The 23,617-nt window shown below is 67.2% G+C and carries 17 protein-coding genes; 13 read left to right on the forward strand and 4 right to left on the reverse strand.

Going from position 1 to position 23,617, the window contains the following annotated elements:
* The first annotated feature begins 4 nt into the window (after positions 1 to 4).
* Genes puuE through ABL844_RS23530 form a run of 3 tightly spaced genes read left to right on the forward strand, consistent with a single transcriptional unit; the run spans position 5 to position 4,010 of the window.
* Positions 5 to 967, forward strand: coding sequence for an allantoinase PuuE (puuE, locus tag ABL844_RS23520; protein WP_126024296.1), 963 nt, complete (start codon positions 5 to 7; stop codon positions 965 to 967).
* On the forward strand, positions 964 to 2,766 hold the full coding sequence (gene uraD / locus ABL844_RS23525) for a 2-oxo-4-hydroxy-4-carboxy-5-ureidoimidazoline decarboxylase (RefSeq protein WP_418129142.1): 1,803 nt from the start codon (positions 964 to 966) through the stop codon (positions 2,764 to 2,766). Before puuE ends, uraD begins: the two co-directional genes overlap by 4 nt.
* 17 nt (positions 2,767 to 2,783) lie before the next feature.
* Positions 2,784 to 4,010 (forward strand): M20 family metallopeptidase, encoded by a 1,227-nt coding sequence (locus ABL844_RS23530; protein ID WP_126024294.1) that lies wholly within the window; start codon positions 2,784 to 2,786, stop codon positions 4,008 to 4,010.
* 24 nt (positions 4,011 to 4,034) lie between these two features.
* Here the strand turns inward: ABL844_RS23530 and ABL844_RS23535 are convergent, their stop codons facing one another.
* A complete protein-coding gene (locus tag ABL844_RS23535; RefSeq protein WP_418121988.1) occupies positions 4,035 to 6,065 on the reverse strand; it encodes a putative bifunctional diguanylate cyclase/phosphodiesterase in 2,031 nt (676 codons plus the stop codon).
* 164 nt (positions 6,066 to 6,229) lie between these two features.
* Between ABL844_RS23535 and ABL844_RS23540 the strand changes: the two genes are divergently transcribed.
* Complete coding sequence (locus tag ABL844_RS23540) at positions 6,230 to 7,948, forward strand: S-layer protein (protein WP_418129143.1); 1,719 nt, start codon at positions 6,230 to 6,232, stop codon at positions 7,946 to 7,948.
* A 31-nt stretch (positions 7,949 to 7,979) separates the two neighbouring features.
* On the opposite strand, the gene ABL844_RS23545 is transcribed toward ABL844_RS23540, so the two are convergent.
* A complete protein-coding gene (locus ABL844_RS23545) occupies positions 7,980 to 8,729 on the reverse strand; it encodes a TerC family protein (RefSeq protein WP_126024292.1) in 750 nt (249 codons plus the stop codon).
* 431 nt (positions 8,730 to 9,160) lie between these two features.
* Between ABL844_RS23545 and gspD the strand changes: the two genes are divergently transcribed.
* Entirely contained in the window at positions 9,161 to 11,827 is a 2,667-nt protein-coding gene (gene gspD, locus ABL844_RS23550) for a type II secretion system secretin GspD (protein WP_418129144.1), read from the forward strand.
* A gap of 36 nt (positions 11,828 to 11,863) precedes the next feature.
* On the opposite strand, the gene ABL844_RS23555 is transcribed toward gspD, so the two are convergent.
* Positions 11,864 to 12,646 carry a winged helix-turn-helix domain-containing protein gene (locus ABL844_RS23555; RefSeq protein WP_418129145.1) on the reverse strand — a complete coding sequence of 261 codons (783 nt, stop codon included), beginning with the start codon at positions 12,644 to 12,646 and terminating at the stop codon, positions 11,864 to 11,866.
* A 341-nt stretch (positions 12,647 to 12,987) separates the two neighbouring features.
* Here ABL844_RS23555 and ABL844_RS23560 point away from each other — a divergent pair, with 341 nt between their 5' ends.
* From ABL844_RS23560 to ABL844_RS23595, 8 genes are all read left to right on the forward strand, one after another.
* Positions 12,988 to 14,112 (forward strand): hypothetical protein, encoded by a 1,125-nt coding sequence (locus ABL844_RS23560; RefSeq protein ID WP_418129146.1) that lies wholly within the window; start codon positions 12,988 to 12,990, stop codon positions 14,110 to 14,112.
* Positions 14,113 to 14,571: 459 nt separating this feature from the next.
* Entirely contained in the window at positions 14,572 to 16,065 is a 1,494-nt protein-coding gene (locus ABL844_RS23565) for an NCS1 family nucleobase:cation symporter-1 (RefSeq protein WP_418129147.1), read from the forward strand.
* Positions 16,066 to 16,107: 42 nt separating this feature from the next.
* Positions 16,108 to 16,845, forward strand: coding sequence for an aspartate/glutamate racemase family protein (locus ABL844_RS23570; protein ID WP_418129148.1), 738 nt, complete (start codon positions 16,108 to 16,110; stop codon positions 16,843 to 16,845).
* Positions 16,846 to 16,859: 14 nt separating this feature from the next.
* Positions 16,860 to 17,615 carry a GntR family transcriptional regulator gene (locus tag ABL844_RS23575; protein WP_418117417.1) on the forward strand — a complete coding sequence of 252 codons (756 nt, stop codon included), beginning with the start codon at positions 16,860 to 16,862 and terminating at the stop codon, positions 17,613 to 17,615.
* 6 nt (positions 17,616 to 17,621) lie between these two features.
* Positions 17,622 to 18,161: a helix-turn-helix transcriptional regulator gene (locus tag ABL844_RS23580; protein ID WP_418129150.1), complete on the forward strand. Its 540-nt coding sequence runs from the start codon at positions 17,622 to 17,624 to the stop codon at positions 18,159 to 18,161.
* A gap of 116 nt (positions 18,162 to 18,277) precedes the next feature.
* Positions 18,278 to 20,044, forward strand: coding sequence for an EAL domain-containing protein (locus tag ABL844_RS23585; protein ID WP_418129151.1), 1,767 nt, complete (start codon positions 18,278 to 18,280; stop codon positions 20,042 to 20,044).
* 55 nt (positions 20,045 to 20,099) lie between these two features.
* A complete protein-coding gene (locus tag ABL844_RS23590) occupies positions 20,100 to 21,083 on the forward strand; it encodes an NAD-dependent epimerase/dehydratase family protein (RefSeq protein ID WP_418129152.1) in 984 nt (327 codons plus the stop codon).
* Positions 21,084 to 21,251: 168 nt separating this feature from the next.
* Positions 21,252 to 22,742 carry a nucleobase:cation symporter-2 family protein gene (locus ABL844_RS23595; protein WP_126024282.1) on the forward strand — a complete coding sequence of 497 codons (1,491 nt, stop codon included), beginning with the start codon at positions 21,252 to 21,254 and terminating at the stop codon, positions 22,740 to 22,742.
* 13 nt (positions 22,743 to 22,755) lie between these two features.
* Here ABL844_RS23595 and ABL844_RS23600 read toward each other — a convergent pair whose 3' ends face one another.
* On the reverse strand, positions 22,756 to 23,616 hold the full coding sequence (locus ABL844_RS23600) for an aldo/keto reductase (protein WP_418129153.1): 861 nt from the start codon (positions 23,614 to 23,616) through the stop codon (positions 22,756 to 22,758).
* Position 23,617 lies beyond the last annotated feature (1 nt).

Below are 23,617 nucleotides of genomic sequence, written 5' to 3' on the forward strand. Positions count from 1 at the left end.
CACAATGACCGTCTACGACTCCACCCTGCCCTATCCGCGCGACCTGATCGGCTACGGCCGCAACCCGCCCCATGCGCAATGGCCGAACGGCGCGCGCGTCGCCGTGCAGTTCGTGCTGAACTACGAGGAAGGCGGCGAGAACGCCACGCTGCACGGCGACGCGGGCTCCGAGCAGTTCCTCTCGGAGATGTTCAATCCGGCGAGCTTTCCCGACCGGCACATCAGCATGGAAGGCATCTACGAGTACGGCTCGCGTGCCGGCGTATGGCGCATCCTGCGCGAGTTCGAGAAGCGCGGGCTGCCGCTGACCGTGTTCGGCGTGGGCATGGCGCTGCAGCGCTATCCCGAGCTGACCGCCGCCTTCAAGGAACTGGGCCACGAGATCGCCTGCCACGGCTGGCGCTGGATTCATTACCAGAACATCGACGAGGCCACCGAGCGCGAACACATGCGCCTGGGCATGGAAGCCATCGAGAAGCTCACCGGCGAGCGCGCCGTGGGCTGGTACACCGGCCGCGACAGCCCCCGCACGCGCCGCCTCGTGGCCGACTACGGCGGCTTCGAATACGACAGCGACTACTACGGCGACGACCTGCCCTTCTGGATGAAGGTGCAGAAGACCGACGGCACCGTCGTGCCGCAGCTCATCGTGCCCTACACGCTCGACTGCAACGACATGCGCTTCGCGCTGCCGCAGGGCTACTCGCACGCCGACCCGTTCTTTCAGTACATGAAGGACAGCTTCGACGCGCTCTATGCCGAAGGCGACCCGAACGGCGACGACAGCCCGAAGATGATGAGCATCGGCATGCATTGCCGCCTGCTCGGCCGGCCCGGGCGCATCACCGCGCTGCAGCGCTTCCTCGATCACATCGCCAAGCACGACAAGGTGTGGGTCTGCCGCCGCGTGGACATCGCGCGCCACTGGAAGCAGGCGCATCCCTTTGAAGCCGGAGCCGCATCATGAGCCTCACCATCGCCCAACTCAACGCCGCGGCGCCGGCCGAAGCCGTCGCGCTGCTCGACGGCATCTACGAGCACTCGCCTTGGATCGCCGAGCGCGCCCTCGCCGCGCGCCCCTTCCGCTCGCTCGCGCACCTCAAGCACGCGCTGGTGCAGGCGCTGGCCGCTTCGTCGGCCGATGAGCAGATCGGCCTGATCCGCGCCCACCCCGAGCTCGCCGGCAAGGCCATGGTCAGCAAGACGCTGACAGCCGAATCGACCAACGAGCAGAGCAAAGCCGGCCTGACCGACTGCACGCCCGAGGAGTTCGCGAAGATCCAGCAGCTCAACGCCGACTACAACGCCAAGTTCGGCTTTCCCTTCATCCTCGCGGTGCGCGGCCCGCGCGGCACCGGGCTGGCCAAGCGCGAGATCATCGAGACCTTCGCTCGCCGGCTGCACAACCACCCCGACTTCGAACTCGGCGAGGCGCTGCGCAACATCCATCGCATCGCCGAGATCCGCCTGAACGACAAGTTCGCCGCCGAGATCACGCTCGGCAACGACGTGTGGGACTGGCAGGAGCAGCTCTCGGTGCACACCGACCCCGGCTATGCCGAGAAGGGCCAGCTCACCGTCACCTACCTGACCGACGCGCACCGCGCCTGCGCCGCGCAGATCAGTGCGCTGATGCGCGACGTGGGCTTCGACTCGGTGCACATCGACGCCGTGGGCAACGTGGTCGGCCGCTATGAAGCCGCAGGCTTCGTCGAAGGTTCTGGCGCCACGCCCGACGCAAAGACCCTGCTGACCGGCTCGCACTACGACACCGTGCGCAACGGAGGCAAGTACGACGGCCGCCTCGGCATCTTCGTGCCGATGGCCTGCGTGCGCGAGCTCAAGCGCCAGAACAGGCGCCTGCCCTTCGCCTTCGAGGTGGTGGGCTTCGCCGAGGAGGAAGGCCAGCGCTACAAGGCGACCTTCCTTGGCTCGGGCGCGCTCATCGGCCACTTCGACCAGCGCTGGCTCGACCAGAAGGACGTCGACGGCATCACCATGCGCGAGGCCATGCAGCATGCCGGCCTGAAGCAGGAAGACATCCCGAAGATCCAGCGCGACCCGGCCCGCTACCTCGGCTTCGTCGAGGTGCACATCGAGCAGGGCCCGGTGCTGACCGAGCTCGACCTGCCGCTGGGCATCGTCACCTCCATCAACGGCAGCGTGCGCTACGTGGGCGAGGTGATCGGCATGGCCAGCCACGCCGGCACCACGCCCATGGACCGCCGCCGCGACGCGGCCGCGGCCGTGGCCGAGTTGATCCTCTACACCGAGCAGCGCGCCGCGAAGGACGGCGACTCGGTCGGCACCGTCGGCATGCTCGAAGTGCCCAGCGGCTCCATCAACGTGGTGCCGGGGCGCTGCAAGTTCAGCCTCGACCTGCGCGCGCCCAACAACGCGCAGCGCGACGCGCTGGCCAACGACGTGGTCGCGGCGCTGAAGGACATCTGCGAGCGCCGCGGCGTTCGCTACGAGCTCGAGGAAACCATGCGCGCGGCCGCCGCGCCCAGCGCGCCCGCCTGGCAGCAACGCTGGGAAAAGGCCGTCGACGCGCTGGGTATTCCGCTCTTTCGCATGCCCAGCGGCGCCGGCCACGACGCCATGAAGCTGCACGAGGTGATGCCGCAGGCGATGCTGTTCGTGCGCGGCATCAACTCGGGCATCAGCCACAACCCGCTCGAATCGAGCACCAACGACGACATCCAGCTCGCCGTGGAGGCATTCCAGCTCCTGCTGGACAACCTGGCGACCGAACAAGCCCACTGAAACACAGAAAAAACGCCATGACCGACTACGCCAAGCTCGACGCCTGGATCGACGCCCACTTCGACGAGGAAGTGAAGTTCCTGCAGCAACTGGTGCAGGTGCCCACCGACACGCCGCCGGGCAACAACGCGCCGCACGCCGAGCGCACCGCCGAGCTGCTGAACGACTTCGGCCTCACGGCCGAGAAGCACGCCGTGCCCGCGCAGGAAGTGAAGGACTACGGCCTCGAATCGATCACCAACCTGATCGTGCGCCGCAAGTACGGCGACGGCGGCCGCACGGTGGCGCTGAACGCGCACGGCGACGTGGTGCCGCCCGGCGAAGGCTGGACGCACGACCCGTACGGCGGCGAGATCGTCGACGGCAGCCTCTACGGCCGCGCCGCCGCCGTGAGCAAGAGCGACTTCGCCAGCTTCACCTTCGCGCTGCGCGCCCTCGAGGCGGTGGCCAAGCCGGCCAAGGGCAGCATCGAGCTGCACTTCACCTACGACGAGGAGTTCGGCGGCATCCTGGGCCCGGGCTGGCTGCTCGAGAAGGGGCTGACCAAGCCCGACCTGATGATCGCGGCCGGCTTCAGCTACGAAGTGGTCACGGCGCACAACGGCTGCCTGCAGATGGAGGTGACGGTGCACGGAAAGATGGCGCACGCCGCCGTGCCGGCCACCGGCATCGACGCGCTGCAGGGCGCCACGAAGATCCTGAACGCGCTCTATGCACAGAACACCCTCTACAAGCAGGTGACGTCGAAGGTCGAGGGCATCACGCACCCCTACCTGAACGTCGGCCGCATCGAGGGCGGCACCAACACCAACGTGGTTCCGGGCAAGGTGGTGTTCAAGCTCGACCGCCGCATGATCCCCGAGGAGAACCCGGTCGAGGTCGAAGCCACCATCCGCAAGGTGATCGCCGACGCGGCCGCCGAGAGCGAAGGCATCACTGTCGAGATCAAGCGCCTGCTGCTGGCCAACTCGATGAAGCCCCTGGCGGGCAACAAGCCGCTGGTCGATGCGATCCAGAAGCATGGCGGCGAGCTGTTCGGCGAGCCGATCAAGGCCATGGGCACCCCGCTCTATACCGACGTGCGCCTGTACGTGGAAGCCGGTATTCCCGGCGTGATCTACGGCGCCGGCCCGCGCACCGTGCTCGAATCGCACGCCAAGCGCAGCGACGAGCGCGTGGTGCTGGAGGACCTGCGCCGCGCGACCAAGGTGATCGCGCGCACGCTCAGCGACCTGCTGGCGTAATCAAACGGGTCGGGTGGGGGCAGCTCAGCCTGCCCTGGCGGGCGCAGGCGCCGAGCGCGCGGCGGCCCACGCCATCACCTCGGGCAGCGGCGCGGGCCGCGCGAGGTGATAGCCCTGCACCAGCCCACACCCCAGGTTGCGCAGCACGTCGAGCTCGGCCTGCGTCTCCACGCCCTCGGCCACCACCTGCACGCCCAGCGAGTGGCCGAGCTGCACGATGGCATCCACCAGCACCTCGTTGCTCGGCGAGGACGACAGGTCGAGGATGAAGCTGCGGTCGATCTTCACCTGCCGCACATATTCGCTGCGCAGCGAGGCCAGCGACGAGTAACCCACCCCGAAGTCGTCGACCACGATCGCCACGCCCGCGGCCGAGAGCGCGTTCAGCCGGCCGCGCGTGGCGTGGGTGTCGAGCGCCACCTCTTCCGTGATCTCGATCTGCAGCCGCCGCGGCGCGATGCCGCGCAGCTTCAGCATGCCGAGCACGATGTCGTCCACCGCCAGCTGTGCCATTTCGCGCGGCGAGACGTTGACGGCCACCGGCACGGCCGCGAGGCTCGAGCCGGCGGCCTCCATCTGGCGCATGCCCCGGCAGACCTCGTCGACCAGGTGCCGCAGCAGCGGCTCGGCCACGCCGGTGCTCGCGGCCGCGTAGATCACGTCCTCCGGGGCGATGTGGCCGTGGCGGGGGTGGTTCCAGCGCATCAGCGCCTCCAGGCTGTGGACCTCGCTGCCGTCGCTGCTCATGATCGGCTGGTACCACACGCCGATGCCGCGCGATTCGATGGCCTGCAGCAGGTCGCGCTCCACGTCGCGGCGCGTGGCCAGGCGCTGGTTGAGCGCGCTGTCGAAGACCTGGTAGCGGTTGCGTCCGGTGCGCTTGGCCTCGTGAAGGGCCTCGTCGGCGAAGCTGATCATGTCGGCCACCTCGGCTTCGCCCGAGAGCGAAATGCCGATGCTCACGCCCAGGTGGCCGCCGTAGTGCGCCGTGGCGAAGGAAATGGAGCGGATCAGCGCCTGCGCGATCTCGGGCGGCGCCTGGCGTTCATTGCGCAGGCAGTAGAGCAAGGCGAACTCGTCACCGCCCCAGCGGCCGAGCACGGCCTGCATCTCGGCGGTTTCGCGCTGCAGCCAGTGGGCCACGTCCTGCAGGACGCGGTCGCCCACCTTGTGGCCGAAGGCGTCGTTCACCGCCTTGAAGCCGTCGAGGTCCAGCAGCAGCAGGGCATGCTGGCGGCCATCGTGCGCGGCGAGGTGCAGCGTGGCCGCGTCGGTGAAGCCTTCGCGGTTGAGCAGGCCGGTGAGCGAGTCGTGCGAGGCGCGGAAGGCCAGTTGCTGCGTCGCGTCGAGCGACTGCGCGTGCGCCTTGCGCAGCTGCACCGCCATGGCAGTGGCCTCGTTGCGGATGCGGCTGCTTGCGCGGAAATTCCTGTCGCTGTGCACCGCGCCACGCACGAGCGCCGCCAGGTACAGCAGCACCATCGCCGCCAGGCTCAGGTTGTCGAAGCCGCCCGCATAGGCCAGGCAGCCGGCCACCGACAGCAGCGCCGGCACAATGAAGCTGATAGGCACGAACGCATAAGCGATGCCGTAGGTAACCGCCCCTGCGCAGATACCGCACACCACCGTCAGGTAGAACACCGCCTGCGGCGAGGAGTACCCGTCGCACAACAGCGGGATGAGCGCCCACACGCAGCCCGACACCGCCGCCATGGCCGCCGCGACCCGCAGATGCCACTCGACCGGGCGGGCATCCGGCGAGGTCGCGATGCCGTTCTCGGGCACGATGCCCGGCCAGGGCGCGAAGGGCCAGCGGCAGATGTAGCTGCGGATGCCGTTCACCATGAGCGACAGCAGCAGCCAGCAAAGACCTTCGAAGGCGCGGCCGGCGTTCAGGGCGACCAGCGCCGCGACGCAGCTCAGCACCACGTTGATGGGGATGGCCGAGAGCACGCTGCGGCGCACCGCCACCATCTGGTCGGTGCGCACCATGCGCGACAGCACCTCTTCGTCGACGGACGCGGTGAGCGGTGAGGAAGGCGCGCTGGAATTCATGAGCCGCACAGTTTATAGAGCGCAGGGCACATAAGCGCCCCAGTGGTGCGTGGCGACAACGAACTTTCGTTCAACTTTCATCGGGACGTCATCGCGACCTCCGAGACTCGCGGCTTTTCTCGAAGACGCGCACTTCAGGTGCGCGTCTCCTTTTCCAGCCTGCCATGTTCAATCTTCCGATCTCCCTCCCGACCGCCCTGCCCGCCCTGCCGTTCCGCCGCACCCTGTTCTCCACGCTCGCCGTCGGCACCCTGATGCTCACCGGCTGCGGTGGCGGAGGCGGCTCCAGCGGCCCGGCCTTCCTCCCCACCGCCCCCGGCACTCCGACCGCCGTTGCGCCGGCACCCGCACCCGCCCCGGCACAGCCGCCGGCTCCCGGCCCGGCGGGCCGATGGACTGTCGGCGACCTGCACATCCATACGATGCAGTCGGACGACACCCAGCAGATCTCCACGCTCGACCAGGTGCTGGCCAAGGCCTTCGACCAGTTCGGGCTCGACTGGGCGGCAATCTCCGATCACCTGCGCCTGTCTTCCTACGACAACAACGGCAACAAGCTGGCCGCGCAGATTCCGTTCTCCGAAGGCATGGCCAAGTACCAGGTGCCGCGCATCAAGGCGCTGCAGGCCGGCGGCAAGTACGCCGACAAGACCATCTTCGCGGCCTTCGAATGGGACATGCCCTCGCACGACCACGGCAACGTGGGCATCCTGACCGACAACCCGATGTCGGACGCCGCGCTCAAGGCCGTGAGCCAGTTCGAGTACCTCTTCACCAACCGCGATCCGGCGCTCTTCCCGGCCGCCGACGTGGCCGCCTGGGGCCCCAAGGCCGGCACCGGCTACAACACGCACGCCGAGACCATGGCGGCGATCGCCTGGCTCAAGAAGAACTACCCCGAAACCAGCTACCTGCAGATCAACCACCCGTCGCGCAACCCCGGCAAGTACACGATCGCGCAGCTGCGCGAGATGAACGACCTCGCGCCGAACATCGTCTTCTCGCTCGAAGGCATGGTCGGCAACCAGATGGAGCCCGACCGCGGCGGCTACAACAGCGCCTACATCGATGCCAACCTGCCTTCGCGCACCTATGGCGGCGTCGACTACCTCGTCGCCAAGCTCGGCGGCACCTGGGACGCGCTGCTCTCCGAAGGCCGCCGCATCTGGAACGTGGCCGACTCCGACTACCACTTCACCATCTCGCAGGGCCAGTACAGCAGCGGCTACGCGCCTGGCGAGTACGCGAAGAACCATCTGTTCGGCGACATCAAGGATCCGAAGTCGCTGCTCGCGGCCATGCGCTCGGGCAAGCTCTTCGCGGTGAACGGCGGCCTGATCGATGCGCTCGACTTCAAGGTCCAGAGCGCCAAGACGGCCGGCGAGATGGGCTCCGAAGTGGCGGCAAAGGCCGGTGAAGACCTGACGATCACCATCCGCTTCAAGAGCCCCGAGCGCAACAACTTCGAGTACCAGCTCGGCAGCGGCCGCTTCGCCAACGTGAAGCCGGTGGTCGACCACATCGACCTGATCGCGGGCGACGTGACCGGCCCCGAACTGCCGGGCACACCGGGCTACTCGCGCGACACCAACCCGTCGACGCGCGTGCTCAAGCGCTTCACGCGCGCCGACTGGAAGCTCGACGCCGACGGCTACTTCGCCGTGAGCTACACGGTGAAGGCCGGCAACAACCAGTACTTCCGCCTGCGCGGCACCAACCTGGGTACCGACGTGCCCAACGAAACGGCCGGCGGCGAGCCGCTCTTCGACGCGCAGACCACGGGCACCGACAACGTGGCCCGCTTCAACGCGATCAACGTGCGCAACTACAGCGACCTCTGGTTCTATTCGAACCCGGTGTTCGTGAAGGTCGCCGCGCGGTAGCCGGGCGGCCGAACGCCGCGCAGCCCCCGGCTCAATCGCCGGGCATGCGCGGCGGGTTCAGTTCGACGCGCCGGGCGGCCTTGGTGCGCATGCGGATGTTGAGCATTTCCACGATCAGCGAGAACGCCATCGCGAAGTACACATAGCCCTTGGGCACGTGATGGTCGAAGCCCTCGGCCACGAGCACCACGCCCACGACCACCAGGAAGGACAGCGCCAGCATCTTGATGGTCGGATGGGCCGAGACGAAGCGGCCGATCGGGCCGGCGAACAGCATCATCAGCAGCACCGAGGCAATGACCGCGGCGATCATCACGCGCACGTCGTCCACCATGCCGACGGCGGTGATGATGGAGTCGAGCGAGAACACCAGGTCGATGATCATGATCTGCAGGATCACCGAGGCGAAGGTCGCCTTGACGGCACTCTGCTTGTGCTCATGCTCGCCTTCGAGCGACTGGTGGACCTCGCTCGTGCTCTTCCAGATCAGGAACAGCCCGCCCAGGATGAGGATCAGGTCGCGCCCCGAGATCTCCTGGTTGAACACAGTGAAGAGCGGCGCCACCAGGCCGACGATCCAGGCGAGCACCAGCAGCAGCCCGATGCGCATGAACATGGCCATGAAAAGGCCGATGCGCCGCGCGAACTCCCGCTGGGCCAGGGGCAGCTTGTCGACCAGGATCGAGATGAAGATGATGTTGTCGATCCCCAGGACCAGCTCCAGGGCGGTCAGGGTGGCGAAGGCGATCCAGACCTGAGGGTCGGTAAGAAGTTCGAGCATGGAACGACGCGGTTGCAGCACGCGCGGCCGGCGGCCGCTGCGGGCGAGCGCATCTTACGGGTCCCCGCGCGACAGGCGCCAGCGTCCCCTCGCCTCATGGGCCATTAAATTGCCGGCGATCCCGGCCCGGGCGCTGGCCGATTGCTTGCAAAAATGAGGTTCTCAATCTCATTTCGACGGCTAGTGGAATGAAGGCAGATCGGCGAGCATCCGTGCCCGGAAGTACCGGACAGCGCATCCGTCTTCCGGCATAGCCCCAAGCAGCAACGATGTGGATCGGTGCGGAAACTCAAACCATCGTTGTCGGCCCTGATGCCGTTTTGCCCCGCGATTCGAACATGCACGAAGAATCCGCCCGCGTCATACCAGGGCGGACGAGCCCTGCAACTGCGAAGTACCTCTGCAACCCCAGGTTGTGCGGGCACTGACGCATGAAGGCGTCGCCCAACGGCGCGCGCGGCGTTCGCGCCGCATGCCTCGGCTTGCTGATTTGCGGCGCACTGGGCGCGGCCCATGCGCAGAACACCGTCAAGGCGGTATCGGGCTACGTGCAGCATGGAACCGCGGTCGTCCAGATCGACCTGGCGCAGCCGCTCGATGAGCTGCCCGGCGGATTCGCCATACAGAACCCACCGCGCATCGCACTCGACTTTCCCGGGGTTGCCAGCGAAGTCGGCCGCGCGGCCGTCGAAGTGAACCAGGCCAACCTGCGTTCGATCAATGTCGTGCAGGCAGGAGAGCGCAGCCGGGTCGTGCTGAACCTGTGGCAACCCGCTTCATACAAGACCGAGATACAGGGCAGTTCGCTCAAGGTCACACTGCTGTCCGCCGGCGCTGCCGCCTCCCCGACGCAGGCTCGCACGCCCGCAGGCGCCAAGGCAGCGCCCGCCGGCGGCGAGCCCATCACCCTGAACTTCTTCAACGCAGACATCGAGGCGGTGGCCCGCACCATGGCGGTGGTCACCGGCCGCGACGTGGTGATCGACCCGAGGGTGAAGGGCACGATGAACCTCGTTACCGAACGCGCGATCCCTCCGGCCGCGGCCTTCGACCAGTTCGCCCTTGCGCTGCGGCTACGGGGCTTCGCCCTGGTGGAAGCCGAGGGGCTCTACAAGGTGGTGCCCGAGGCCAGCGCCAAGCTGCAAAGCGGTAGCGTCAACACCTCGATCGGCGCCATCCCGCCGAACGCCGGCAACCAGGTCGTCACGCAGATCTTCAGGCTCAACTACGAGTCGCCGAGCAACCTGCTGCCGGTGCTGCGTCCGCTGATCGCGCCGAACAACAGCATCAACGTGAACCCGGGCACCAACTCGCTCGTGATCACGGACTACGCGGACAACATGCGCCGGCTCGCGCGCGTCATCGCGTCGCTGGATGTTCCAAACGCATCCGACGTCGAGATCATCCAGCTGCGGTACGCACTCGCCGCCGACATCGTGCCGATGCTGCAGCGGCTGATCGACGGCGGCAGCTCGGGTGCATCGGGCGGGCCGGCCATTTCCGGCATGTCGAGCATGCCAGGGTCACCGGATGCGATGCCTGTCGTGAACGCAGCGGACACATCGTTCCGCACCACCCTGATGGCCGATCCGCGCAGCAACTCGGTGCTCGTGCGGGCGGCCAACCCGGCGCGCATGCAGCTCGTGCGCGCGCTGATCGACAAACTCGACCGCGCGCCGGCGGACACCGGCAACGGCGCCGCCGGCAACATCTACGTGGTCTACCTGAAGAATGCGGATGCGGTGCGGCTCGCCGCTACGCTGCGTGCCGCGATGGCGGCGGGCCAGCAGAACGCGTCCCAGGCTGCAGGCGGCGGCGTGTCCCAGCAAGGACAGCAAGCCTCGCCGGTGGGCCTGAACGGCGGCGGCCAGGGCAGCGCTTCGAGCGCCGCCGACGCGCCCCTGAACAACGCGAACCAGCCCTCCACCGGCGGCCAGATCCAGGCCGACCCGTCGACCAACTCGCTGATCATCACCGCGCCCGAGCCGCAATACAGGCAGATGCGCGCGGTGATCGACAGGCTCGACGGCCGGCGCGCGCAGGTGATGATCGAAGCGCTGATCGTCGAGGTGAACGCCAGCAAGGCCGCGAGCTTCGGTGTGCAATGGCAGAGCGCGCTGGGCCGCAACGCGGTCATCGGCACCAACTCCAGCCTCAACAGGAACAACATCCTCGCGCTCACCCAGGCACTGGCCACACGCAATGCCGCCGGCGTGGCGGGCCAGATCGCGCCGGGGCTGAACATCGGCGTGGGCGGCAGGATCGGCGGCCAGTACGTGCTGGGCGCCATCGCCAACTTCTTCGGCAGCGACGGCGATGCCAACATCCTCTCCACGCCCAACCTGCTGACGCTGGACAACGAGGAGGCCCGTATCGTCATCGGCCAGAACGTGCCCTTCGTCACGGGACAGTACGCGAGCGCGGCCGGCTCGGCCGGCGTCAATCCGTTCACCACCGTGGAACGCAAGGACGTGGGCCTCACGCTGCGCGTGCGCCCGACCATCAACGAGAACGGCACGGTGAAGCTCACCATCTTCCAGGAGGCCTCGACGGTCGACCAGAATACGGTCAACAACCAGAACGGGCCGACCACCAACAAGCGCTCCATCGAGTCGAACGTGCTGGTGGAAGACGGGGGCCTGGTCATGCTCGGGGGCCTGCTTTCCGACACCTACAACAACACCATCGAGAAGGTACCGCTGGCCGCAGACGTGCCGGTGGTGGGAAACCTGTTCAAGAACGAGGACCGGACGCGCACCAAGAGCAACCTGATGATGTTCCTGCGTCCCGCCGTGATGCGCGATGCGGACGCCATCGAGTCCTTCTCCTATGGCCGCTACGACGAGATCCGCAGCATGCAGCAGCGCACGCAGCCGGACACCGGCAACCTCATGCTGCGCGCCGTGGATGCGGCGCCGCTGCTGCCGGCAACACCGCCGGTACCTGCGCAGGGACGAAACGGCAGCACCCGCATGGAAGGCACCGAACTCATCCCTCCACCGCGCGCCGCCACGGGCGATCGCAAGCTCGCGCCGAGCCCGTTGCGCGGCGCGCTGCCGCCGACGGCAGACCCGGTGAGTGCGCGCGAGCTGCCGTAAGACGGACGGCAGGGCTGCTGCCTGCCGATCGTCGGCTCAGGAGCCGGATCTGAGCTCGAGCACGTAGCCCTTGCCTCGCACCGTATGCAGCAGCTTCACGTCGAAGGGCGCATCGACTTTGTTGCGCAGGCGCAGTATGGCCACGTTGATCGCATTGGTGGCGGGATCGAACTCCGTGCCCCAGACTTCGCGGGCGAGCGTTTCGCGCGACATCACGCGCCCCTGATTACGAAGCAGCGCAAGCAACAGCACGAACTCCATCCTGGTCAGCCCGAGGTCCTTGCCGTCGCGGGAGCACGTCGCATCTCGCTCGTTGATTTCCAGATCATCCAGCCAAAGTATCGGCTGAGGACGTGCAACGCTGTTGCGCGCCAATGCCCTGATGCGCGCCAGCAGCTGGGGCATCGTGAAAGGCTTGACCAGGTAGTCGCTCGCGCCAAGTTCCAGCCCTGCCAGGCGCAAGGCGACGCTGTCGCGCTCGGTAAGAACAAGCAGCGGCGCATTCGTCTTTCGCCGGATTGATTGCACGGCACTGAGTCCTGCGGCGCCGAGTTGCATGGAGTTCAGCAGAACCAGTGAATAGTCCCGTGCGAGCGCGGGAGTCTCCATCGCATTGGTGCCGCGTGCCGTATCGATCAGCAGCCCCCGCTGCTGCAACGCTTCATTCATCGAATCGCAAAAGCTGGAGCGATGCTCGACGAGCAATATCCTGGTGGCATCGATATCTTCGGCAGGCCCCTTAACTCGACCTTTCGAAGCCCCGGGGAATGAACCACCCGATTCGTTCTCGAGCGAAAGTTGGGAATCCAGCAGCCGCACAGTTTCTCCTTCCAAGGCGCCGAGATGGAACTACCGTGCCGTTATATGTTTGCTGCAAATCATTGATCTAATTCATTACTTAGGGAGATGACTGGTCTTTTCATCTTCCTGCTTGTGGAGCGTTCGATTTCTTCCTCGTCGAGGGGATCCAGGCTGAGCGCAGCCTGACACGGATCGACTTGACAGTGGGAATATCGTTACCGCATGAAATTCATTCCGGCGCTGTCATCGGCGGTTCTCGAGAGCCCGTTGGGTCGTTCCCTGTGCCACGTGCACATCACCGGGAATATCGAATGAGAAAAGCATCTTCTCTGCCGGCCTTTCAACTCGCCGGAATTCTGATGGTGAGCCTGATCGCAGGCTGTGTCGTTCAACCACCGGCCACGGCAGTCCGCACCGTCGTGCAACCCGCGCATGTCGCCGTCGCCGCGCCACCGGTCGTGAGCGTGTACGTCGATCCGCCGCTGTATCAGCCTCCTGCCATCGCGGTGGCATGGGCTCCGCCGCCGATGCTCGTGGAAGTGCCGCCACCCTCGCCATTCGTGGGCGCCGTGTGGACCGGCGGCTACTGGACATGGCACGGCAACTGGGTGTGGGCCGCGGGCCGCTGGTCCGCGCCTCCACAGCCGGGCTATGCATGGGTGCAACCCTATTACGAGCATCGCGACAACGTGGTGGTCTTCGTCGCCGGCCATTGGTCGCCGCCGGGCGTTGCATTCGTGCCGCCGCCATTGGGCCTGAGCCTCGCGGTGTCGATCGCGGCGGCAGGCGTGGTGGCGGGGATCGCTCCGATCGGGCCGCCTGGCGTGTTCGTTCCCGCGCCTCCCGGTTCGCGGCCCGGCCTGATCGTGCCCGCGCCGATCGGTACGCCGCCGGCGGTGGTCGTCAGTGCGCCGCCCGTCACCAACGTCGGCATGCGCGTGCAGAACACCACGATCAACAACGTGACGAACAACACGACCGTCAACAACATCACCAACGTCACGAACATCACCAACAACAACCAGACAGTGAAAGTGGTGGCGCCAGCCAGCGCGACTGCGAGTGGGCGGCCGTTCGAAGCTGCGATACCGGCAAGCGCCCACCTTGCCGCCGCGCTCCCGCCCGTCGTGCATTCGATGGCGCCCGTTCCGGCGAGCCCGAAGCCGATCGCCGCCCTGCCGGCCGACCACCAGCCGCCAGCCGCCACCCGCGGCACGGCCGGCAGAGGCTATGCGTCCTACGGCTCCCGGCACTCCTGCCGCACAGCAGGCTGCCGCGGTTCGCCCGCCTTCGCAGCCGCCCTCCGCACCTCGGGCACGCCCCGAGCCGCTCGTGTCCGAAGCGCCCGCCAGGAGGCCCGAGGCAGCGATGGCCTCGCCGACACCGGCGCAGGCTCACGCGGAGATGTCCCAGCAACCGAAGCCGGCCGCCGTGGAGCCGCAGGCCCGCATGGCGCCCGGGGAAGATCCTCGAATGGCGCATGAAGGGCGTCCGGCAATCGCCGCGCGCGAGGGAGCCGAGCAGAAGATCCAGCGTCCGCCAAGACCCGCGCCGGCTCCTGTACCGAGGCCGCGCCCGCCCGCGCCGCCACATGGGCACCCCGAGCATCCCCCGGCTCCCCACGAACGCGGCGCTCCCCCGCACAAGAAAGAGCACGGCCAGTAAGGTCGTCGCACGCCTCACGCCGCCGCATCGGGCGATACCGGCCGCGTAGCGGTGCACCTCACGGGTGCACCACTACGCGGCCGCGCCCCGTTCCGAGGCATCCGGCCCGGTCCGCACCCGACGCCAACGCAAGACCTCAGGGATTACACCGATATATGAGTTCTCCAATGAGCTTGATTGCGCCCATTTTTTGTATACAAATAACGCATCCGAAAAACCGGCGCGAAATTTGCGTCAAAACAGGTCCTGATCCACCCACTCGCACGAGGAAGAAGACCATGAGCACAGTCGTCAGCCAGGCCCCCGCGGGGGCGAGCGAAGCCGGCATTGCGCCGCACGCGGAATCCAACGCCATCATCAAGCCCGGCTACCACCCGCGCCTGACCAACGAAGACCTCGCTCCGCTGAAGAAGCAGACCTGGGGCCAGTACAACATCTTTGCCTTCTGGATGTCCGACGTGCACAGCGTGGGCGGCTACATCACCGCGGGCAGCCTGTTCGCGCTGGGCCTGTCGAGCTGGCAGGTGCTGGTGTCCCTGCTGGTGGGCATCGTGATCGTGCAGATCTTCTGCAACCTCGTGGCCAAGCCCAGCCAGGTGACGGGCGTGCCTTACCCCGTGGTGTGCCGCGCGCCCTTCGGCGTGCTGGGCGCGAACATCCCGGCCATCATCCGCGGACTGATCGCGGTGGCCTGGTACGGCGTGCAGACCTATCTCGCCTCGGCGGCCTTCATGGTGCTCGCATTGCACATGGCGCCGGGCCTGGCGCCTTACGCCGAGGTCACCAGGTACGGCTTCGCGGGCCTGTCCGCCCTGGGCTGGGTCGCCTTCATGGTCATGTGGGTCCTGCAGGCCTTCGTGTTCTGGCACGGCATGGACGCGATCCGCAAGTTCATCGACTGGGCCGGTCCCGCCGTGTACGTGGTCATGGCCATCCTGTGCGGCTGGCTGGTGTGGAAGGCCGGCTGGAGCAAGATCGACCTGAACCTGGGCGGCATCAAGTTCCAGGGCTGGGACGCGCTGCCCGTGATGCTCTCGGCCATTGCACTCGTGGTGAGCTACTTCAGCGGCCCGATGCTCAACTTCGGCGACTTCTCGCGCTACGGCAAGAGCTTCGAGGCGGTGAAGAAGGGCAACTTCTGGGGCCTGCCGGTGAACTTCGTGTTCTTCTCGCTGCTGACGGTCATCACCACCGCGGCCACGCTGCCGGTGTTCGGCGAGCTCATCACCGACCCCGTGCACACCGTGGGCAAGATCGACAGCACCACCGCCGTGGTGCTGGGCGCGCTGACCTTCATGATCGCCACCATCGGCATCAACATCGTCGCCAACTTCGTCTCGCCGGCCTTCGACTTCTCCAACGTGGCGCCGCAGCACATCAGCTGGCGCACGGGCGGCATGATCGCCGCGGCGGGCTCGGTGTTCCTCACTCCGTGGAACCTCTACAACAGCCCCGAAGTCATCCACTACACGCTCGACGTGCTCGGCTCGTTCATCGGCCCGCTGTTCGGCATCCTCATTGCCGACTACTACATCGTGCGCAGGCAGCGCATCGACGTGGACGCGCTCTACAGCATGAGCCCCAAGGGCGAGTACTGGTACAGCGGCGGCTACAACCCGAAGGCGATCCAGGCGCTGGTGCCGGCGGCCATCGTGCCCATTCTTTGCGTGATGGTGCCGACGCTGCGCGGCGCCGCCAACTATGCGTGGTTCATCGGCATGGGCCTGGGCTTCATCATCTATGCCGTGCTGAACCGCAGCAACAAGACTTGAATCATCGGTTAGTCAGTTAGACAGAAAGAAAGGGACCGCGCCGTGCGCATCAAGATCATCAATCCGAACACCACCTGGAGCATGACCGAGAAGATCGGTGCCTGCGCCCGGGCCGTGGCGCAGGCCGGCACCGAGATCGTCGCAGTGAGCCCGGCCATGGGGCCGGTGTCCATCGAAAGCCACTACGACGAGGCTCTGGCCGTTCCGGGCCTGTTGCAGGAAATCGCGGCGGGCGAGCGCGACGGCATCGACGGCTACGTGATCGCCTGCTTCGGCGACCCCGGCCTGAAGGCCGCGCGCGAGCTGGCGCACGGCCCCGTGGTGGGCATCGCCGAGGCGGCGATGCACCTGGCCAGCATGATCGGCAGCCGCTTCAGCGTGGTGACCACGCTGGGCCGCACCATCGGGCAGGCCTGGCACCTGGCCGAGATCTACGGCATGGAGCGCTTCTGCGCCAACGTGCGCGCCTGCGAGCTGCCGGTGCTCGAACTGGAGGAGCCCGGCTCGCGGGCCCGCGAGCGCATCGTCGACGAGTGCCGCCGCGCGCTGGAAGAAGACGGCACCGACTGCATCGTGCTCGGCTGCGCCGGCATGACCGACCTGTGCGAGCACATCGAGGGCGTGCTGGGCGTGCCGGTGATCGACGGCGTGGCCGCCGGCACCAAGCTCATCGAGTCGCTGGTCGCGCTGAAGCTGCGCACCAGCAAGCGCGGAGAGCTCGCAAAGCCCCTGCCGAAGCCCATCATCGGTGCGCTCGAAAGCTTCACACTCTCGCGCTAGGCCACAATCCGCGCATGCCCCGCGCCAGTTCCAAACCTTCCGTTCCCCCCGCTGCCGCCGTTCCGGACGAGAACGGCTCAGCCGTGACCGACAAGAACAGCTCCATCGAGAGCATCGCCAACGACATCGCCACCGCGATCGTCGAGAAGCGGCTGCCGCCCGGCACCTGGCTGCGCGAGGAAGCGCTGGGCCGCGTGTATTCGGTGAGCCGCACCAAGGTGCGCGCCGCCCTGCTGATGCTGTCGAAGGACAAGCTCATCGAGATGATTCCCGACAAGGGCGCCTTCGTGAGCCAGCCCTCGGTGGAGGAGGCTCGCGAGGTCTTCGCCGTGCGGCGCATCCTCGAGAGCGAGGTGGTGCGCCTCTTCATCGCATGCGCCAAGGCGCGTGACTACCAGGCGCTGGAGCAGCACATCAAGTTCGAGCGCACCGCCCTGCGCCAGACAACCACCATGGGCACCGTGCGCGAGAAACTGCTGGGCGATTTCCACGTGGCGCTGGCCGAAGCCACCGGCAACCGCACGCTGGCCGAGCTGGTGCGCGAACTGGTGGCGCGCAGCTCGCTGATCGCGATGCTGTACCACTCGTCGAACGACCCGCATTGCTCGTCGGACGAGCACGCCGAGTTCCTGCGGCTGTGCCGCAAGGGCGACGTGGAAGCCGCCGTGAAGAGCATGACCGAGCACCTGGAGCGCATCGAGGCCAGCCTCGAGCTCGGCACCGAAAAGCCCGACCGGCAGCTCGACCTGGTCAAGGCCCTGCTGGCCTGACCCGGCATGCGGAAGAACCTCGGCCTCGCGCTGCGACAGATGCGGCTGCTGCGTGGCATCAAGCAGACGCACTTCGCGCAGTTGATGGGCGTGAACCAGGCGACGGTGTCGCGCTGGGAGCGCGGGCAGCTCGCGCTCTCGCCGGCACAACAAGCCATGGCGCACAGGCTGCTCGCGACGGCCTGCGACTCGGCGCAGGACGCGGCGCTGAAGCGGCTGGTCGAATCGTCCACGCGCAAGGTGCACCTGGTCTGCGACCGCACGCACCGGCTGCTGGCCGCATCGCCTTCGCGGCAGGCCGAATGGCGCGCCGACGCCAGCGAGTTCATGGGCCGTTCGCTGATCGGCTTTGCCTCCAGGGAGATCCTGGAAGCCGAAGCCACGCTCGAAGAGCTGGGCTGGCATGCGGGCGAGCTGTCGTCGCTCGAAGTCGCGACCGGGGCGAACACCGACCGGATCGTTCCGATCCTGCCTGGGCGCGTGCTGTGGGAGCGCATCGCGCTTTCCGACGGACGCGCGGGGCGCATCGTCACCACCATCGCCTGACCACGTCGCCGGCAGGGCGGCCCGTGCTCCTGTCATATAAATGCGGCATGCTGTAGCCCAAAAGGGCTACTCGCTGTTCTTCTGCGCGAGGGCCGCCGACGAACAATCTCCACAGCATGCTCCGGCCATCCCTGTCCAGCGCCAAGCCGCATCCTGCGATCACTGCGTTCTTCCAGCCGATCGTGGATCTGCGCCAGGGAACGATCTTCGGCCACGAGGCCCTGATACGCGGCGGTGCCGGCATCGCGCTACCCAGCCCCGAGGCAATGCTCGCGCTGGCCGCGGCGGAGTCGAGGCTGACCGGCTTCGAGCTTCACTGCGTGGAAGCGGTGCTCGCGCAATGGGGCCGCCTGAGCAAGCCGGGCCGGCTCTTCGTGAACATGAGCGCCGATACGCTGATCGAGGCCATGAGCGCCGCCGGCGGCACATGCTGGCTAGAGCGCATGCTGGCGAACTACAACATCGCGGTGCGCGACGTGACGGTGGAGCTCACCGAGCAATGCGCCGCGGGCGATGCCGAGGCGCTGCGCCAGGCAGTCAAGGCGCTGCATGCGCTGGGCGCGCGCATCGCGCTCGACGACTTCGGCGAGGGCCATTCCAACCTGCGGCGCTGGAAAGAACTACAGCCCGACTTCGTCAAGATCGACAAGCTGCTTACCCAGGACATCGCCAACTGCCCGCAAAACGTGGCGCTGGTGCGCGCCATCGCCGGCCTGGGCAATGCGATGGGAAGCGAACTCATCGCCGAGGGCGTGGAGAACGCCAAGGACCTGCGCGTACTGCGCGACCTGGGCATCGCGCTCGGCCAGGGCTACCTGTTGGGCCCGCCTGCGCCGGAGCTGCTGCCGGCGCTGCCCGAGGCCGTGGCGGCCACCATCGGCGATTCCCGCATCGCGGTGATGCCGCATGCGGCGCAAGCCTCGCAACCCAGCGTGCTGCGCGGCCTCTCGGTGATCCAGGCGCCCGCGCTGAGCCCGCAGACGCCGGTCGACGAGGTCGCGGCGGCCTTCCAGAAGCATCCGGCGCTGCATGCACTGGCCGTGGTCGACGATGGAACGCCCGTGGCGCTGATCAACCGCCAGTCGTTCATGAACGACTACGCGCGGCTGTACTTCCGCGAGGTGCACGGCCGCCGCCCCTGCCTGGCCTATGGCAGCAATACGCCGCTGGTCGTGGAACGCGAGGAGAACGTCGAGAGCCTGCTCGGCATCCTGATGTCGGAAGACCAGCGCTACCTGAGCGAAGGCTTCATCGTGACGGAGCAGAAGCGCTATGCGGGGCTGGGCACGGGCGACCAGCTGGTGCGCGCGGTCACCGAGGCGCGCATCGAGGCGGCGCGGCACGCCAACCCACTGACCTCGCTGCCGGGCAACATCCCCATCAACATCCACATCGCGCGGCTGCTCGACAGCGGCGCCGACTTCGCGGCCTGCTATGCGGACCTGAACAGCTTCAAGGTGTTCAACGACCACTACGGCTACTGGCGCGGCGACGAGATGATCCTGCTGCTCGCGCGGCTGGCGACGCAGCATGCCGACGCGCATCGCGACTTCGTCGGCCACATCGGCGGCGACGACTTCCTGATGCTGTTCCAGAGCCCCGACTGGTACCGGCGCTGCGCCGGGCTGATCGCCGAGTTCAACCGGCAGGCACCCGGCCTCTACGACGAAGCCGACCGGCAGTCCGGCGGCATCGAGGGCGAGGACCGGCATGGCGTGGTCCGCTTCACGCCCTTCGCCACGCTGGCGATAGGCGCGGTGCGCATTCCGCCGGGCATGTTCCGGCACGCCGAGGACGTGGCGAGCGAAGCGGCCATCGCGAAGCACGACGCCAAGCAGGCAGCCTCCGGGCTCACGGTGCGGGAAGCAAGGCCACGCGCCTGAATCGCGCATAACTTATGCGTGGACGGTCCATGCGGCCGCGGCTAGTCTTGCGGCCATGACCATCCTCATCACCGGCAGCGCCGGCCACCTCGGCGAGGCCCTGATGCGCACGCTGCGCGCAAGCTCGCAGGCCGCGCGCGGCATCGACATCGCTTCCTCCGGGTTCACCGACCGCACCGGCTCCATCGTCGACCGCGCTTTCGTGCGCGGCTGCATGAAGGGCGTGCGCACCGTCATCCACGCGGCCACGCTGCACAAGCCGCATGTGGCAACGCACAGCCTGCAGGAGTTCGTCGACACCAACATCACGGGCACACTGGTGCTGCTCGAGGAGGCTGTCGCCGCGGGTGTCGAGTCGTTCGTGTTCACGAGCACGACCAGCACCTTCGGCTCCGCGCTCACGCCTGCAGAGGGCATGCCGGCTGCGTGGATCACCGAGGACGTGACGCCTGTTCCGAAGAACATCTACGGCGTGACCAAGACATCGGCCGAGAGCCTGTGCGAGCTGTTTCATCGCAAGCAACAGCTGCCAGTGGTGGTGCTCAAGACTTCGCGCTTCTTCCCCGAGGAAGACGACGATGCCGCGGCGCGCAGCCTGCACTCGCTGGACAACGCGCAGGCCAACGAGCTGTTGCATCGCCGCGCCGACATCGAGGACGTGGTGCAGGCGCATCTTCTTGCGGCCCGGCACGCACCGCGCATCGGCTTCGGCCGCTACATCGTCTCGGCCACCACGCCCTTCGCGCGCGACGACCTGCAGATGCTGCGGGAGAACGCGGCCGCCGTACTGCGCCGGCTCTTCCCCGAGGCGGAGGCGCTCTACGCGAAGCAGGGATGGACGCTGCCAAGGCAGCTCGATCGCGTCTACGTGAACGAACTCGCGCGGCGCGACCTCGGATGGCAGCCGCGTCATGACTTCGCTCATGTGCTGCGCTGCCTGCGCGAAGGCAGCGATTTCCGCAGCCAGCTCGCGCGCGAAGTGGGCAGCAAGGGCTATCACGCCGAGGCTTTCGACGACGGCCCCTACCCCGTCGCATAGCAAGAAACGACCGGGGCAAGGCCCCGGACCGGATACGGGTTTTCCTGAATCCGGATTGTTGCATAAGTTGTATACAGTTTGGCGTACACAAACAGGTGTGCGCATGCCGAGCCGTGTCGCCCGCCTCTCCTCGATCAATCCCTCTCTCGCCGCAGCAGGAGACACATGATGACGGCCGACAGCACCCCCTCAACAGTCCATCCCGTGGATCAGCGGCTGCCCACCGGCAAGCTCGCCGCTCTCGGCCTTCAGCACGTGCTGGTGATGTATGCGGGCGCCGTCGCGGTGCCGCTGATCGTCGGCCGCGCGCTCAAGCTCAGCCCCGACGAGGTTGCACTGCTGATCTCCGCCGACCTGTTCTGCTGCGGCATCGCCACGCTGATCCAGGCGCTGGGCGCCACGCAGTTCTTCGGCATCAAGCTGCCGGTGATGATGGGCGTGACCTTCGCCTCCGTCGCGCCCATGGTGGCCATCGCCAACGCCAACCCCGGCCAGAACGGCGCGCAGCTGCTGTTCGGCGCCATCATCGGCGCGGGCGTGGTGTCGATACTGATCGCGCCGCTGGTCAGCCGCATGCTGCGCTTCTTTCCGCCGGTGGTCACCGGCACCATCATCGCGGTCATCGGCATCAGCCTGATGCGCGTGGGCATCAACTGGATCTTCGGCAACCCCGTGGGCCCGACCGCGCCCGCGCTGGTCGACCCGGTCTATGCGAAGTGGCTCGCCGAGGTGACCTCGCCCGGCAGTTCCATTCCCGCCGTGCCCAAGGGCTTCGCGATCCTGCCGACGGTGCCCAACCCCAAGTACGCGGACCTCTCGGGCTTCGGCGTGGCCGCGCTGGTGCTGGTGTCGATCCTGCTGATCGTGAAGTACGCCAAGGGTTTCGTCGCCAACATCTCAGTGCTGCTGGGCATCGTGATCGGCGCCGTCGTGGCCTCGCTCACCGGCCTCATGACCTACGAGAAGGTGGGCAAGGCCGCGTGGGTCGACATCGTGCTGCCCTTCCACTTCGGCATGCCGCAGTTCGATCCGATCCTGATACTCACCATGACACTGATCATGATCGTCGTGATGATCGAATCGACAGGCATGTTCCTCGCACTCGGCGAAATGACCGAGCGCAAGATCAGCCAGAAGGATCTGGCGCGCGGCCTGCGCACCGACGGCCTGGGCACGCTGATCGGTGGCGTCTTCAACACCTTCCCCTACACCAGCTTCTCGCAGAACGTGGGCCTCGTGGCCGTCACCGGCATCAAGAGCCGTTATGTGTGCGTGGCCGGCGGCATCATCCTGATCGTGCTGGGCCTGCTGCCGAAGATGGCGGCGCTGGTCGAATCGCTGCCCACCGTGGTACTCGGCGGCGCGGGCCTCGTGATGTTCGGCATGGTGGCCGCCACCGGCATCCGCATCCTCTCGGGCGTGGACTTCAGGAACAACCGCCACAACGCGATGATCGTCGCGGTCTCGCTGGGCATCGGCATGATTCCGCTGATCGCGCCCAACTTCAAGCAATGGATGCCGCACGCCATCCACTCGCTGATCGAGTCGGGCATTTTGCTGGCGTCGATCGCGGCGGTGCTGCTGAACCTGTTCCTCAACGGCGCGAAGCACGATGAGAGCGCCGTGATCGCCGCGGCGAAGCAGGCCGAAGCCCACTGATCGCCGGCGGCGCTCAGATCATCGCCAGGGGCATCTTGCGCTTCGGCGGCGGATGTAGGCGATCCAGTTCGGCCAGCGTCGCCGCATCGAGCTTCAATTCGGCAGCGGCCAGGTTCTCCTTCAGGTGGGTGCTGCGTACCGCTTTCGGAATCGCAGCCACACCGGGCCGAGCGATCACGGCAGCCAATACGAGTTGCGCTGCCGTCACGCCCAGTCGCTCGGCCAGTTCCACCAGCCCATCGTCCTCGGCCAGCGCGCCCTGGTCGATGGGGCTGTAGGCCATCAAGGGCATGCCGCGCTCACGCTGCCAAGGCAGCAGGCCGAACTCGGGCCCTCGTTCGCCCAGCGACAGGTAGACCTGGTTGGCCGCACAAGCCGGGCCGTTGCCACCGGCTGCCTCCTCCAGTTCCTCCATGTCGTCGATGTCGAAATTGCTCACGCCCCAGTGCGCGATGCGGCCATCGTCGACCAGCGAATGCATCGCCGCCACCGTCTCGCGCAGCGGATGGTTGCCGCGCCAGTGCAGCAGGTAGAGATCGAGGGCGTCGAGCCCGAGCCGCTTCAGGCTGCGTTCGCAGGCATCTCGCGTGCCGCGCCGGCTGGCGTTGTGCGGGTAGACCTTGCTGACGATGAAGAGCTCTTCGCGCCGCACGTCGTTCGCGCGCAGGGCCTCGGCGATGGCCCGCCCCAGCACGGTCTCGGCGCCGCCGTCGCCGTACATCTCGGCCGTGTCGATCAGGCGATAGCCGAGCACGATGGCTTCGCGCACGGCCTTGACCTCGTCGGCGCGGCGTTTCGCGTCTTCGCCCATGCGCCATGTGCCCAGGCCCAGGACCGGCATCTCGCCGCCGGTGGGGAGTTGAAGTGTTCGCATC

Origin of the sequence: Variovorax sp. 278MFTsu5.1 (assembly GCF_048305045.1) — a bacterium.
Classification (GTDB): Bacteria; Pseudomonadota; Gammaproteobacteria; order Burkholderiales; family Burkholderiaceae_C; genus Variovorax; species Variovorax guangxiensis.